The sequence below is a fragment of the Halomonas sp. 707D4 genome (assembly GCF_024158685.1).
Lineage (GTDB): Bacteria > Pseudomonadota > Gammaproteobacteria > Pseudomonadales > Halomonadaceae > Vreelandella.
In genome coordinates this window covers 1-14,487 of sequence record NZ_JAMZBD010000025.1, presented here as the reverse complement: position 1 = coordinate 14,487, position 14,487 = coordinate 1, and the positions used below count along the sequence as shown (strand labels likewise).

The following is a 14,487-nucleotide window of genomic DNA, read 5'->3' as shown; positions in this document are numbered from 1 at the left end:
AGTAGGTACCCGCCGAGCCGCAGCACAGGTGCGCGTCCTGAACCGGGCTCAATTCGAAGCCGAGCCGGGTCAGTACGCCCTCGACCGCGCCGCCGAGTTTCTGGGCGTGTTGCAGGGTGCACGGGCAGTGAAACGCCAGGCGCTTGTGCGCGTTCACGCCCAGTGACTCAAGCGGCTCCTCGCGCAGGATCTCGACGATGTCCTTCGCCAGGGCGCTGACGCGTCTGGCCTTCTCGGCGTAGGCCGGGTCGTCCTCGAGCATCTCGGCGTACTCCTTGACGAAGGCGCCGCAGCCGCTGGCGGTCTGCACGATCGCTTCCACGCCGCGTTCGACATGCGGCCACCAGGCGTCGATATTGGCGCGCATTCGCGCCCGGCCCGCTTCCTGAGCATTGAGATGGAAGTCGATCGCCCCGCAACAGCCGGCCTCGAACGCTGGCGTGAGGCCAATGCCGAGCCGATCCAGAAGCCTAGCCGTGGCGGCGTTGGTGTTCGGCGAGAGCCCGGGCTGCACGCAGCCTTCCAGCATCAGCATCTGACGGGGGTGGCGGGTAGTGGGGCGATGGCCTGCTCCCACCGGCGCCGGGGGCATCTTGCTCTTGAGCCTGGCGGGTACCAGAGGCTTGAAGGTCTGGCCCAGCTTCAAGAGTGCCTGAAAGCGCTTGGGGTCGACCATCATCTTGCGCAAGGCGAAGCGTTCGGCGCGCTCGGCGGCCGAGCGGGGCACCCGGCGCTCGATCTCCGCCCGGCCGATGTTCAGAAGCTTGTGGTACTCGACGCCGGAGGGGCAGGTGGTTTCGCAGTTCTGGCAGGTCAGGCAGCGGTCGAGGTGCAGCCGCGTCTCCTCGGTCACCTCGGTGTCGTTATCGTCACTTTCCAGAAGCTCTTTCATCAGGTAGATGCGCCCGCGAGGACCGTCGCGCTCGTCACCCAGCAGTTGATAGGTGGGGCAGGTGGCGTTGCAGAAGCCGCAGTGCACGCAGGTGCGCAGGATGCGCTCGGCTTCCTGGATATGCGGCTTCTGGCGGTCGGCGTCGGTAAAGTGCGTCTGCATGAAAAGCTCTCCTTAAAGCCCCGCGTAGAGCCGGCCCGGGTTGAAGATGCCGTGGGTGTCGAGCTCGGCCTTGAGCCGCTTGTGATACTTCTCGAGCACGGGGTCGAGCGGCGTGAAGGGCGACTCTGCACCGCCGCGAGCGGCGGGCGTGAAGCAGGTGGCGTGGCCGCCAACCTTCTGGCAGGCGCGGCGCAGCGCCTCGCCGTCCCGGGTCTTGATCCAGCGCTGGCTGCCCGCCCAGTCGTAGAGGGTCGCCAGGCCAACGTCGGGCGAAAGCGGCGGCGTGTTCGGCGCCAGCGAAGCACGCCACAGCGTCTCGCCATCGTCGAGGGTGAAGAAATCGAGGCGATGATCGCGCAGCGCCTCCCAGAACGCGGCCTCGAGCGGCTCGCCGCCCAGGCGCTCCCGGGTCGCCTTCACCGAGCTTTCGCCGCCTGGCACGAAAATGCCCTGCACCTGCGCCTGGAAGGCGGCGGCGGTGATCGGCAGCGGCTCGCGGCCGAGCGTGGCCAGCAGTGAAAGCGCCTTGTCGATGGCGATGTCGTCCAGGCGCAGGCTGTGAGTCGCGGCGGGCTTGGGCAGCACCTTGAAGGAGATGTCGGCGAGCACGCCAAGCGTGCCCTGGGCGCCGACCATCAGTCGCGAGACGTCGTAGCCGGCGACGTTCTTCATCACCTCGCCGCCGAAGCGCAGGCGCTTGCCCTCCTGGGTGATCACGCGGGTGCCCAGCACGAAATCCCGCGTAGCACCCGCCCAGGGGCGGCGCGGGCCGGAAAGCCCGGTCGCCACGGCCCCGCCGATGGTGCTGCACGCGCCAAAGCGCGGCGGCTCGAAGGGGAGTCGCTGGTGCTCTGCATCGAGCGCGGCTTCCAGTGCGTCGAGACGCGTGCCGGCGCGCACCGTGACGATCAGCTCGACCGGATCGTAGGAGACGATGCCGCTGTGCTCGCGGATATCGAGATCGATGCCCTCGACCGGGCGGCCGTAAAAGCCGCGAGTGTCGCCGCCGACGATGCGCAGCGGTGCCCGGGTCTGGTACGCGTTGGCGACCTGCTGGCAAAGCGCCTCGCTGATGTCGCGATCCGGCGCCGATGTGGCGGGTTCGGTCATGCTCGCTCCTTTCTATTGTTCGGGCTCTGGTTCACGCTCTGGTTCGCGGCGGCCTTTCTAGAAGCGCGGCAGCTCCGGGTGGGGCAGGTCGTTGTTGTGCACATGCATGGCGCCGAACTCGGCGCAGCGCGCAAGCGTCGGGATGTTCTTGCCCGGGTTGAGCAGGCGCTTGTCATCGAAGGCCGCCTTCACCGCGTGGAACACGCTGATCTCGTCTGCCTGGAACTGGCTGCACATCTGGTTGATCTTCTCGCGGCCCACGCCGTGCTCGCCGGTGATCGAGCCGCCGGCGGCGACGCACAGCTCGAGAATCCGGCCGCCCACGTCCTCGGCCAGCGCAAGCTCGCCCTCCTTGTTGGCATCGAACAGGATCAGCGGGTGCATGTTGCCGTCACCGGCGTGAAAGACGTTGGCGACTCGCAGGCCGCTCTCTTCAGACAGTGCCGCGATCCCCTTGAGCACCCGGGGCAGCTCCTTGCGCGGGATGGTGCCGTCCATGCAGTAGTAGTCCGGCGACATGCGCCCGACCGCGGGAAAGGCGTTCTTGCGCCCGGCCCAGAATTTGGCCCGCTCGGCCTCGTCGCGAGCCTGGGAGATAGCGGTGGCGCCAGCCTTCTCCAGCACCTGGCGCACGGTGTCGCAGTCGTCGTCGACGTCCGCCTCGACGCCGTCGAGCTCGCACAGAAGGATCGCCTCGGCCTCCAGCGGGTAGCCTGCGCGCACGAAGTCCTCGGCGGCCTTGATCGCAAGCTTGTCCATCATCTCGAGCCCGCCGGGCACGATGCCGGCGGCGATGATGTCGCCGACCGCGCGGCCGGCCTTCTCGACGTCGTCGAAGCTCGCCATCAATACCTTGGCGACGGTCGGCCTGGGCAGGAGCTTCACCGTGATCTCGGTGATCACGCCGAGCATGCCTTCCGAGCCGTTGAACAGCGCCAGCAGATCGAATCCCGGCGCATCGAAGGCATTGGATCCCAACGTCATGTGCTCGCCCTCGATGGTCAGCACGTCGACGCGCAGCACGTTGTGCACGGTCAGCCCGTACTTCAGGCAGTGCACGCCGCCGGCGTTCTCCGCCACGTTGCCGCCGATCGAGCAGGCGATCTGCGACGACGGATCCGGCGCGTAGTAGAGCCCGTAAGGCGCGGCGGCCTCGGAGATCGCCAGGTTGCGTACCCCGGGCTGGACGCGGGCGATGCGCGCATCCGGGTCGACCTCGATGATCTTGTTGAAGCGCGACATCACCAGCAGAACGCCCTGTTCCAGCGGCAGCGCCCCGCCGGATAGCCCGGTGCCCGCCCCACGGGTGACCACCGGCACGCCGAGCGCGAAGCACGCTTTCAACAGCGCCTCGACCTGGGCGAGCTCTTCCGGCAGCGCCACCAGCATCGGCAGCACCCGGTAGGCGGCCAGGCCGTCGCACTCGAAGGGGCGCAGGTCCTCCTCGCGATGGAGCAGGGTCAGGGTCGGGGCGGCGCGCTCAAGCGCCTCCAGTACCTCGTGCTTGTCACGCCCGACCAGCTCGCCGTCGAGGCGCGGATCGAAAAGAATATTCATGTCCCATCCTGTGATTGGCGTACTTGTTGTGTCGTGATGGGCGGTTTTTCACCGCTGATACCGATCAATCTGGGCCTTTTTCCTGGGGCTGTCCAGTCTGCGCCGGGGCGCTAGGCGCGCGCCGCCCCGGGGTCTTCCTCCTCGATCACCCCGGCAAGGGTGGCGATCTCGATCTTGTTGCACAAATGCTCGCGCAGCACCTGGCCGAGTTTCTGTCCGTCGCGTCGTTCGAGCGCGTCGATCATCTGTTCATGATCTTCCACGGCGCGTTTCCAGAAGGTGTCGGTCATCTGTTTCGAGTAGCGTACGCGCTTCACCCGCTGGCTGAGGTTGCTGTACATCTCCTGCAGTACCGGGTTGTCGGAGGCGGCCAGGATGCGCTCGTGGATCTGCCGATTCACTTCGAAGTACTGGGTCAGATCGCGCGCTTCGTAGTGAGCGAGCATCGCATCATGCAGCGCGCGGATGCTGCGGATGTCGGCGGTACTGATGTGCTGGCAGGCGAGCTCTCCTGACAGTCCTTCCAGGGCGGCCATCAGGTCGTAGGTGTCCTTGACGCTCTTGAAGGTCAGTCGTACCACTCGGGCGCCTCGATTGGGGAGAAGCTCGATCAGCCCTTCGGCGGCCAGCACCTTGAGCGCTTCGCGAAGCGGTGTGCGTGAAACGCCGAACCGTTCACACAGTTCGCGTTCGGAAATCCGCTCGCCCGGCGCCAGCTCGCCATGCTCGATCAAGTCGCCAATTCGGTCGGCCACCTCGCGATACAAGTTGCGCTGCAAAATCTTGGTCATGGAACTGTCCTTTCAACATGGCGCTCACGTTCCGTGCCCTTCTGGCGGCGGTCAACGCTCGATAACAGACTGGCGTCACACTCAGTCCTCTGCAAATATAATTATGAATTCAAATCGTGGCGGTTGACAAATCCTTCCGCCGGCAAGCATTCGAGTTCTTCCATCCAATCACAACGATAAAGGAAAGTTTTCATGCCTAGCAACGTCTATCATGCCAGCGTTCAACTGACCCGTGCCCAGGCTCGACGTCTTCTGGAAGGCGCCGTGGAGAAGGCGCGCGCGTTCGATCTGCCGCCGCTCACCCTGGTGGTACTGGATGCCGGTGGACACCTGATCGTCGCCGAGCGCGAGGATGGTTGCGGCCCGCTACGCTTTCCCGTCGCCAAGGGCAAGGCCTTCGCGGCGCTCGGCATGGGGATCGCCAGCGGCGTCATCGGCGAGCGCAACCAGGAGCGTACGGCGTTTCTGGCAAGTGTGGCCGCCGCTTCGCAAGGGCAGGTGGTACCGGTGGCGGGCGGTGTTCCCATTCTCGACGATCACCAGTGCGTCATCGGTGCCGTGGGTGTCAGCGGCGCCTCCTCGGAGGAGGATCAGCAGGTGGCGATTGCAGGCATCGAGGCTGCGAAGCTGAATTATGGTCTGGCGCCTTGACCCTCTCCTGATGGTTTTTTGGAAGCGGTGCCACGTGGCGCCGCTTTTTTTCGCCTCGAGTTCGACGGCGAATCAGCGAGTTAGCCTTGGGACAGAAGTTCAAAGACGAAAGTTTAATACCTAATTTTGAATTTTGAATTCAAATTGAAGCGGTGTCACGGCAAGGACTCACAATAATATCGAGATCGGCGGGGTCGGCTTGCAAGGCGAGCTTTCCCACGTTCGACGGGCGCCATCCGGCCCCACGCTGCGATGGTGACGAATCAACAACAACAAGTGTTCACCTGGAGTGCTCTATGACTTTCTTCAAACCTGCAATCGTGGCGGCCGCCCTCTCCCTGGGCCTGGGCGCCCTTGGCGCCAGCGCCAACACCGAAATACGCCTGGGCCACGTCGGTGGACCCGGGTCGCTTTTCGAGATCACCGCCAACCGTTTCGCCGAGCTTGCCAACGAGCGCCTGGAGGGTGTGGCAGAGGTGAGCGTGTACGGCAACAGCCAGCTCGGCGGGGACGAGTCGATGCTGCGCCGGCTGCGCCTGGGCTCTCTCGATCTGACCATTCCCTCCACGGTGATGAGCTCCGAAAACGAGCAGTTCGCGCTGTTCGAGATGCCCTACCTGATCGAGGACCGGGAGCACATGAAGCGAGTGCGCGACGAGGTGGTACACGGCCCGCTCGCGGACGCCGCAGAGGCCCGCGGCTTTCATATTCTAGGGGTGTGGGAGAACGGCTTTCGCCAGATCACCAATAACGTGCGACCCATCAACGTGCCCCAGGACCTCGAGGGCATAAAGCTGCGTACCCCGAGCGGGGTCTGGCGCATCGAGATGTTCCGAAGCTATGGCGCCGCTCCCTCGCCGATGTCGCTTTCCGAGGTGTTCGTGGCCCTGCAGACCGGCGCGATGGACGGTCAGGAAAACCCCTTGATCCAGACCTACTCCTCGCGCTTCCAGGAAGTGCAGGAGTATCTCTCCATGTCGAACCACGTCTATACCCCGGCCTACCTGGTCGCCGGCGCAAGCTGGAACCGTCTGCCCGACGAGGTGCGCACGGTACTCGAGGAGGTGGCGCTCGAGCTCGAGGACTTTGCGCTCGAGGAGGGCGCACGGCTCGACGACGAGATCCTGGCGCGGATGGAAGAAGAGGGCATGAGCGTCAACGAGGTGGACTTCCAGGCGTTTTCCGATGCCTCCCAGCCGATCTACGAGAAATTCGCCAGCGAAGTGGACGGTGGACAGGCGCTGATCGACCAGGTCAACGCGCTACGCGGCGAGTAATCACCATCGTGTCGGGCGCCCGCCCGGGCGCCCGTCGGCTCGGGAGAGTTCAATGAGTACTTTCAACAGGTTCAAGACGGCGTACTTCGCCTTTCTTGAAGCGATCGTGGTCGTGCTGGTCATTGCCCTGGCGGCGGTGGTGACCATCGGGTTCGTCACCCGCTATCTCGGCTCGCCGCTGAGCTGGTACGACGAGCTCGCGGCGGTGCTTCTGGCCTGGGTGACCTACTACGGCACGGCCCTGGCCGCGGCGAAAGGCGCGCACATCACCTGCCCCAGCGTCCTGAACATGTGCCCGCCCTCGGTACGCGTGCCCGTGGCACTGCTGGCGGAGGCCATCACCATCGGCTTCTTCGTCTTTCTGGGGCTGGCGAGCTACCAGGTCATCCTGATCCTCGACGGGGTGAACATGGTGAGCCTGCCCTCCATCTCCATGCAGTTGACCCAGTCCGCCATTCCCGTGGCATCGGTTCTGTTCATCATCGCCGAGCTCCTGCGCCTGCCCGAGGTCGTCAAGCACGCCCGAGGCCGAGGCTTCATCGACCACGAGCTCGAGGAAGCCGGCATCGATGCCGAGGAAGTCGAAGCCGTCAGCACACAGCAGCGAGGATAATCCCATGGTCATCTTGTATATCTTTCTGGCGCTGATCGTGCTGATCCTGATCAACGTTCCCGTGGCGGTGGCGCTCGCGCTGGTCGGGACCGTGGCCACCTTCATGACCTACGGCAGCATGGCCATGCCCACCGTCGGCATGACCATGTTCGAAGGGGCGACCAACTTCCCGCTCATCGCGATCCCGCTGTTCATCCTGGCCGGCGCGATCATGAACGCCTCGAGCATCTCCCGGCGGCTGATCGATCTGGCCATGGCGATGGTGGGGTTCATCAAGGGCGGGCTCTCGATGGTGACCATCGGCGCCTCGGTCTTCTTTGCCGAGATTTCCGGCTCCTCCGTGGCCGGGGTGTCGGCCATCGGCAGCATCCTGATTCCCGCCATGCGCAAGAAGGGCTACTCGAAAGAGTTCGCCGCCTCGATCTCCTCTTCGGCGGCGAGTCTGGCGATCATCCTGCCGCCCTCGATTCCCATGATCCTCTACGCGGTCATGTCCGGGGAGTCCGTGGTGCAGATGTTCGTCGCGGGGATCTTCCCGGGGCTTCTGGGCGCCATGGGCCTGGCGGCGATGTGCTACTACCTGGCGCGCAAGTACGACTTTCCCTCGGAAGGACGCTTTCGCATCTCCCAGCTCTGGCTGGCGCTCAAGGAAGCGGTCTGGGCGCTGTTGATTCCGGTCATCATCCTCGGCGGTATCTTCGGCGGTTTCGTCACCGCGACGGAAGGCGCGGCGCTCGCCGTGTGCGTGGCGATCTTCATCAGCGCGGTGGTGTATCGCGAGTTCACCATCAAGAACTTCATCGACTCCTGCAAGAGCGCCGGGGTACAGACCGCGGTGGTGATGCTCCTGGTGGCGGCCTCGGCGGTGGTGGGCGGCTATCTCACCGAGACCCGGGTACCCCAGGCCATCGCCATGCAGATCAGCGACTGGACCAGCAACAAGTACGTCATCCTGGCGCTCTTGAACATCATCTTCCTGATCCTGGGCGTCTTCCTGCACTCGGCGGCGGCCATCATCCTGGTGGTGCCCATCGTGCTGCCGCTGGTGATCGAGGTGGGGATCGACCCGCTGCACTTTGGCCTGATCGTGACGCTGAACCTGGCCATCGGCCAGCAGACGCCGCCGGTGGCGAGCGTGCTGATCGCCTCGTGCTCGATCGCCAAGTCGGACATCTGGGCGACCTCGAAGACGAACCTGTGGTTCATCGCGGTGCTGTTCACGATCCTCATGATCAACACCTACATTCCCGCGTTCGCCCTGGCGCTGGTGAACTTCATCTACGGCTAGAGCCCGTTCAGGAGAAATCCCATGGCGCAGACACCGCGACCGACCACGGACAGCGTGCGCTTTTCCATCGACGAAGGCGTGGCCTGGCTCGGGTTCAACCGCCCGCAAAGCCGCAACGCCATGACCTGGGAGATGTACAACGCCCTCGAGTACTACTGCGACACCCTCGCCGACGACAGCGGCGTGCACGCCCTAGTGCTCTACGGGGTGGGGGGCGAGGCCTTCGTCGCCGGTACCGACATCACCCAGTTCGCCCACTTCGACAAGCGCGAGGACGCCATCGACTACGAGCGGCGCATCGACCGGGTGGTGGGCAAGCTCGAACGCTTTCCCAAGCCCACCCTGGCGATGATCGAGGGCGCCTGCGTCGGCGGGGGCGCGGCCCTGGCCTTGGTATGCGATTTTCGCTACGCCACCGCCTCGATGAAGTTCGGCGTGCCCATCGCCAAGACCCTGGGTAACACGCTGTCGATCACCAACGTGTCGAGGCTTCTGGAGATGCTCGGCACCGCCCGCACAAAGGAGGTGCTGATGATGGCCCGGCTCGTCGACGGCGAGGAGGCCCTGGCACTCGGGCTGGTGAACGCCCTGTTCGACCAGGACACCATCGCCACCGAGGTAAAGACGTTGGCCGGCGCCTTTCTCACCCGGGCGCCGCTGACCCTGCAGGCGAGCAAGGCGCTGATCAACCGCGTGCGCGAGGCCGGGCGCCTGCCGCCGGATGCCGGCGACGATTGGGTCGGCATCTGCTACACCAGCGAAGACTTCGGCGCGGCCGTGCAGAAGTTCGTCGACAAGACCCCCTTCGAGTGGTCCGGTCGTTAATTCAAGGAGAAATCCATGTCCGCGTTAGACAATCTCAAGATCCTCGACGTCTCCCAGATCATGGCCGGGCCCTACTGCACCATGGTGCTGGCCGACATGGGCGCCGAGGTCATCAAGGTGGAGAAGCTCAACGGCGGTGACGACAGCCGCCAGATGGGGCCCTACGTCAACGGCGAGTCCACCTGCTTTTCCCAGATCAACCGCAACAAGAAGAGCATCTCGCTGAACCTGAAGGAAGCTCGCGGCCGCGAGATCTTCTACGAGCTCGCGGCGAGCGCCGACGTCATCGTCGAGAACTACCGCCCGGGGGTGACCCAGTCGCTGGCCATCGACTACGACACCATCAAGGCGATCAACCCCGCCATCGTCTACTGCTCGATCTCCGGGTACGGCCAGACCGGGCCCTACAGCCACAAGGGGGGCTTCGACCTGGTGGCCCAGGGCATGACCGGGCTGATGTCGATGACCGGCGAGCCCGGGCGGCGCCCGCTCAAGACCGGCATCGCGGTGTACGACATCGGCGCCGGCATCACGGCCGTGTACTCGATCCTGGCCGCCTACATCCACCGCATGAACACCGGCGAAGGCCAGCATATCGACATCGCCATCACCGAGTGCGGGCTGCCCTGGTTCACCTGGGAGGCCGCGGCCTATTTCGCCGAGAACACCGTGCCGGCGCCCACGGGCTGGCGCCACCGGGTCTCCGCCCCTTACCAGGCCGTGAAGGCGAGCGACGGCTACCTGATGCTGGGCTGCGCCAACCAGCGCACTTGGGAGCGCTTTTGCACCGATGTGCTGGGCGAGCCCGGGCTGATGCAGGATGCACGCTTTCTGACCAACTTCGATCGCGGCCAGCACGTCGACGAGCTCGAGGCCCTGCTCGAAGACTTGATGGCGAGTCGCACGGTGGACGAGTGGCTGATCCTGTGCGACGGCGCCGGCGTCCCCGCCGGGCCGATCAACGATTTCGCCCAGGCCTTGAGCGACGAGCACTATCTGGCCCGGGGAATGGTGCAGGAGATGGAGCATCCGGTCATCGGGCGCATGAAGACCATCGGCTTTCCCAGCAAGTTCTCGCGTACGCCCTCGACCATCCATGCCCCGGCGCCGCTGTTCGCCCAGCACACCGACGAGGTGCTCGCCACCCTCGGCATCGAGCGCGCGGAAATCGACGCCCTGCGCGAGGCGGGCTGCATCAAGTAGGCAGCGGTTTTTTTAAACACCTGAATTGCATTCATTATGCAAGTTGCGTCAGCAGCTAGTTTCAATCAACACCAACCCATTCAACAACAACCCATTCAACAACAACCAATAAAAGGACACGACCCATGCTGAACCTCGACTTCCACCCGACCGGTCGCCACTTCCTGCAGATCCCCGGCCCTTCGCCGGTGCCGGATCGCATCCTGCGCGCCATGAGCCTGCCTACCATCGATCACCGTGGCCCGGAGTTCGGCGCTCTGGGCCGGGAGCTTCTGGAGAAGATCAAGCGGGTGTTCAAGACCGAGCACCCGGTGGTGATCTATCCCGCCTCGGGCACCGGCGCCTGGGAAGCGGCGCTGGCCAATACGTTGTCTCCCAACGATCGGGTATTGATGTTCGAAACCGGCCACTTCGCCACGCTGTGGGAGAAGATGGCCAGACGTCTGCAGCTCGAGCCCGAGTTTCTCGGCCTTCCCGGCTACGAGGGATGGCGCCAGGGCGTGCAGGCGGAGCTGATCGAGAAGCGCCTCAGAGAGGACGGCGAGCACGCCATCAAGGCGGTGTGCGTGGTGCACAACGAAACCTCCACCGGGGTCACCAGCGACATCGCCGCGGTGCGCCGGGCGATCGATGCGGCCAACCACCCGGCGCTTCTGATCGTCGACACGATTTCCGGTCTCGCCAGTGCCGATTATCGCCATGACGAGTGGGGCGTGGACGTGACCGTGTCCGGCTCCCAGAAGGGCCTGATGCTGCCGCCGGGCATCAGTTTCAACGCGCTCTCGCCCAGGGCCATCGAAGCCAGCCGCCGGGCGATGCTTCCCAAGAGCTTCTGGGCCTGGGACGAGATCCTGGAGGCGAACGAGAACGGCTACTGGCCCTACACGCCGAGCACCAACCTGCTCTACGGCTTGAACGAGGCCCTCGACATGCTGCTGGAAGAGGGCATGGAGCACGTCTTCGAGCGCCACGCGCGCTGGGGGGCGGGGGTGCGCGCCGCCGTCGAGGCCTGGGGGCTCGAGGTGCAGTGCCAGGACCCGGCGCTCTACTCGCCGGTGCTGACCGGCGTGGTGGTGCCCGAGGGCGTGGATGCGGACGCGGTGCGCAAGATCATCTACGAGCGCTTCGATCTCTCTCTGGGAATGGGCCTTGGCAAGGCCAAGGGCAAGATGTTCCGTATCGGCCACCTGGGCGACTGCAACGACCTGACCCTGATCGCCACCCTCGGCGGCTGCGAGGCGGGATTGAAGCTTGCCGGCGTCGCGCTCGAGTCGAGCGGCGTGAGTGCGGCACTCGAGTACTTCGCCGACCATCCGCACCGCTTCGCCCAGGCCGATTCCACCCAGTAAGCGAGGAGTTCCCATGACGTCACTCACCCCGCAACACCGCTCACGGGATGCCCGGATCGCGCCGGTCGGGGCCTTCGCCGACCGGCTCACCCGCGAGATCGAAGGTGACGTGCTCTTCGATCGGGCCAGTCGCGGGCGCTACGCCACGGACGCCTCGATCTATCAGGTGACTCCGGTAGGCGTGGTGATTCCCCGCCATCAGGAGGACCTGACCCGGGCGCTCGCCATCGCCCGGGCCGAGGGGGTGCCGGTGCTGGCCCGGGGCGGGGGCACCAGCCAGTGCGGCCAGACCGTGGGAGAGGGCCTGGTGATCGACACCACCCGGTGGCTCAACCAGGTGGTGGCGTTCGACGAACAGGCCCTTACCGTGGTGGTCGAGCCGGGCATCGTGCTCGATCACCTCAATGCCTGGCTCAAGCCCTACGGCCTTTGGTACCCGGTGGACGTCTCCACCAGCGCCCAGTGCACCCTGGGCGGCATGGCGGGCAACAACTCCTGCGGCTCCCGCTCGATCTACTACGGCAACATGGTGCACAACGTGCTGGGGCTCGACGCGGTGCTCGCCGACGGCGACGAGGTGAGCCTCGGTTTCGTCGACGCCATGGCCGAGGGCTCCCGGGAGGCAGCGCTGGCTCGGCAGGTGCGGGCCATCGCCGAGCGGGTGGGCCCGGAGATTCGCAGCCACTTCCCCAAGGTGCTGCGCCGGGTGGGGGGCTACAATCTGGATCTCTTCGACTGCCAGAACCCGATTCCCTACGACGCCTCCCATCGTGCCAACCTGGCCCACCTGCTGGTGGGCTCCGAGGGTACCCTGGGGGTGAGCCGGCGGCTGACCTTGCGGCTCTCGCCGCTGCCGGAACAGAAGGTGCTGGGGGTGGTGAACTTCCCGACCTTCTACCAGGCGATGGACCTGACCCAGCATATCGTCAAGCTCGGGCCCATGGCGGTGGAACTCGTCGACCGCACCATGATCGAGCTCTCGCTGGAAAATCCCGCCTTTCGTCCGGTGATCGAGAAGGCGCTGATCGGCCGGCCCGAGGCGATGCTGCTGGTGGAGTTCGCCGGCACGAACCTGGACGAGCAGCTTGGCAAGCTCAAGGAGCTCACGGCACTGATGGGAGATCTGGGCCTGGCCGGAAGCGTGGTCGAGATGGCCGGAGCCGGCGAGCAGAAGGCGCTATGGAACGTGCGCAAGGCCGGGCTCAACATCATGATGAGCATGAAGGGCGACGGCAAGCCGGTGTCCTTCATCGAGGACTGCGCGGTGCCGCTCGAGCACCTGGCCGAGTACACCGACAAGCTCACCGAGGTGTTCAACCGCCATGGGACCGAAGGCACCTGGTACGCCCACGCCGGGGTCGGCACGCTTCACGTGCGCCCGATCCTGGACATGCGCCGGGGGGGCGCGGCGAAGATGCGCGAGATCGCCGAGCACGCCTCGCGTCTGGTGCGCGAGTACAAGGGCGCCTACTCCGGCGAGCACGGCGACGGTATCTGCCGCGGGGAGTGGGTGGCCTGGCAGTTCGGCGAGACGGTCAACGACGCCTTCAAGGAGATCAAGGCGCTGTTCGACCCGCACAACCTCTACAACCCGGGCAAGATCGTCGATACCCCGAAGATGGACGACGAACGCTACTTTCGCTTTCCCGCGAGCTACCAGCGCATTCCGATCACCCCGGTGTTCGACTGGTCGGCCTGGAACGTCGAGCGCGACCCGCTCACCGGTGAGCAGAGCCCGCCGGGCACGGCCGAGGATGCGACCCACGGCCTCGCCATGGCGGTGGAGATGTGCAACAACAACGGGCATTGCCGCAAGTTCGACGCCGGCACCATGTGCCCGAGCTACCGTGCGACGCTGGAAGAGAAGCACCTGACCCGGGGCCGGGCCAATACCCTGCGCCTGGTTCTCTCCGGCCAGCTCGGCGAGCAAGGATTGGCCAGCGACAGCGTCAAGGAGGCGTTGGATCTGTGCGTTTCCTGCAAGGGCTGCAAGCGCGACTGCCCCACCGGGGTGGACATGGCCAAGTTCAAGATCGAGGCGCGTACCGCCCGGGCCCGGCTCGAGGGGCTGTCGCTTCGCGACCGGCTGGTGGGAGAGATGCCGCGCTACGCGGCCTGGGCGCACCGCCTTCGCGGAGTCACCCGGGCGGTGGAGCGTGCACCGTTTATCGCCCGGCCGCTCAAGGACGCCCTCGGCCTTGCCCGGGCCCGGGCGTTTCCGGTCTTCGAAGGCAACTTCCTGGCAAGCACCCGGGCTTCTTCCCCCTCGAAGGGGGAGCGCGAGGTGATGCTGTTCGTCGATACCTTCAACAACTACATGGAGAGCGACAACGCCCGGGCGGCCAAGCGGGTGCTGGAGGCGGCGGGCTACCACGTGCACCTGAACGTGCGCCCGGGGCAGCGCCCACTGTGCTGCGGGCGCACCTACCTGTCTGCCGGTCAGTTCGACAAGGCCAAGGCGGAGGCACGGCGCACCCTCGATCACCTGATGCCTTTCGTCGAGCGCGGCGTGGCGGTGGTGGGTCTCGAGCCCTCCTGCCTTCTGACGTTGAGAGACGAGTTCCTGCAGTACGGCTATGGCGACGAGGCTAGGGCCCTGGCCGACGCCGCCTATCTTTTCGAGGAGTTTCTGGTCGAGGCGAAGGCGGCGGGGGAGCTCGACCTGCCCCTTGGCCCGCTACCCGCCGCCCGGGCGCTTTTGCACGGCCACTGCCACCAGAAGGCCTTCGATGCGCTCAGGCCGGTCGAGGAGGTGCTGGGCTGGATTCC

The 14,487-nt window shown here is 65.5% G+C and carries 12 protein-coding genes; 8 read left to right on the top strand and 4 right to left on the bottom strand.

What is annotated here, in order from left to right; translation table 11 throughout:
• The 4 genes from glcF to BIS11_RS02220 form a co-directional block, all read right to left on the bottom strand.
• The coding region (gene glcF / locus BIS11_RS02235; RefSeq protein ID WP_253585697.1) for a glycolate oxidase subunit GlcF at positions 1-1,054 on the bottom strand (1,054 nt) is incomplete at its 3' end.
• 12 nt (positions 1,055-1,066) lie between these two features.
• A complete protein-coding gene (gene glcE / locus BIS11_RS02230) occupies positions 1,067-2,164 on the bottom strand; it encodes a glycolate oxidase subunit GlcE (RefSeq protein WP_253585696.1) in 1,098 nt (365 codons plus the stop codon).
• A gap of 57 nt (positions 2,165-2,221) precedes the next feature.
• Positions 2,222-3,721, bottom strand: coding sequence for a glycolate oxidase subunit GlcD (glcD, locus tag BIS11_RS02225; protein ID WP_253422557.1), 1,500 nt, complete (start codon positions 3,719-3,721; stop codon positions 2,222-2,224).
• Between the two features lie 110 nt (positions 3,722-3,831).
• Entirely contained in the window at positions 3,832-4,512 is a 681-nt protein-coding gene (locus BIS11_RS02220) for a GntR family transcriptional regulator (protein WP_253422560.1), read from the bottom strand.
• 192 nt (positions 4,513-4,704) lie between these two features.
• Between BIS11_RS02220 and BIS11_RS02215 the strand changes: the two genes are divergently transcribed.
• The 8 genes from BIS11_RS02215 to BIS11_RS02180 all read left to right on the top strand — a co-directional run.
• Positions 4,705-5,163 carry a heme-binding protein gene (locus BIS11_RS02215; RefSeq protein WP_253422561.1) on the top strand — a complete coding sequence of 153 codons (459 nt, stop codon included), beginning with the start codon at positions 4,705-4,707 and terminating at the stop codon, positions 5,161-5,163.
• 296 nt (positions 5,164-5,459) lie between these two features.
• Entirely contained in the window at positions 5,460-6,440 is a 981-nt protein-coding gene (locus BIS11_RS02210) for a TRAP transporter substrate-binding protein (protein ID WP_253422564.1), read from the top strand.
• A gap of 52 nt (positions 6,441-6,492) precedes the next feature.
• A complete protein-coding gene (locus BIS11_RS02205) occupies positions 6,493-7,053 on the top strand; it encodes a TRAP transporter small permease (protein ID WP_253422566.1) in 561 nt (186 codons plus the stop codon).
• Positions 7,054-7,057: 4 nt separating this feature from the next.
• Complete coding sequence (locus BIS11_RS02200) at positions 7,058-8,341, top strand: TRAP transporter large permease (RefSeq protein WP_253422568.1); 1,284 nt, start codon at positions 7,058-7,060, stop codon at positions 8,339-8,341.
• A gap of 21 nt (positions 8,342-8,362) precedes the next feature.
• Positions 8,363-9,166, top strand: a complete 804-nt coding sequence (locus BIS11_RS02195) for an enoyl-CoA hydratase (RefSeq protein ID WP_253422569.1) — start codon at positions 8,363-8,365, stop codon at positions 9,164-9,166.
• Between the two features lie 15 nt (positions 9,167-9,181).
• A complete protein-coding gene (locus tag BIS11_RS02190) occupies positions 9,182-10,369 on the top strand; it encodes a CaiB/BaiF CoA-transferase family protein (RefSeq protein WP_253422571.1) in 1,188 nt (395 codons plus the stop codon).
• Between the two features lie 125 nt (positions 10,370-10,494).
• Complete coding sequence (locus BIS11_RS02185; protein ID WP_253422573.1) at positions 10,495-11,718, top strand: alanine--glyoxylate aminotransferase family protein; 1,224 nt, start codon at positions 10,495-10,497, stop codon at positions 11,716-11,718.
• Positions 11,719-11,731: 13 nt separating this feature from the next.
• The coding region (locus BIS11_RS02180; RefSeq protein ID WP_253585695.1) for an FAD-binding and (Fe-S)-binding domain-containing protein at positions 11,732-14,487 on the top strand (2,756 nt) is incomplete at its 3' end.

Coding starts and splice junctions, on each gene's coding strand:
- glcE (WP_253585696.1), bottom strand. CDS start 2,164: ATGACCGAACCCGCCACATCGGCGCCGGATCGCGACATCAGCGAGGCG.
- glcD (WP_253422557.1), bottom strand. CDS start 3,721: ATGAATATTCTTTTCGATCCGCGCCTCGACGGCGAGCTGGTCGGGCGT.
- BIS11_RS02220 (WP_253422560.1), bottom strand. CDS start 4,512: ATGACCAAGATTTTGCAGCGCAACTTGTATCGCGAGGTGGCCGACCGA.
- BIS11_RS02215 (WP_253422561.1), top strand. CDS start 4,705: ATGCCTAGCAACGTCTATCATGCCAGCGTTCAACTGACCCGTGCCCAG.
- BIS11_RS02210 (WP_253422564.1), top strand. CDS start 5,460: ATGACTTTCTTCAAACCTGCAATCGTGGCGGCCGCCCTCTCCCTGGGC.
- BIS11_RS02205 (WP_253422566.1), top strand. CDS start 6,493: ATGAGTACTTTCAACAGGTTCAAGACGGCGTACTTCGCCTTTCTTGAA.
- BIS11_RS02200 (WP_253422568.1), top strand. CDS start 7,058: ATGGTCATCTTGTATATCTTTCTGGCGCTGATCGTGCTGATCCTGATC.
- BIS11_RS02195 (WP_253422569.1), top strand. CDS start 8,363: ATGGCGCAGACACCGCGACCGACCACGGACAGCGTGCGCTTTTCCATC.
- BIS11_RS02190 (WP_253422571.1), top strand. CDS start 9,182: ATGTCCGCGTTAGACAATCTCAAGATCCTCGACGTCTCCCAGATCATG.
- BIS11_RS02185 (WP_253422573.1), top strand. CDS start 10,495: ATGCTGAACCTCGACTTCCACCCGACCGGTCGCCACTTCCTGCAGATC.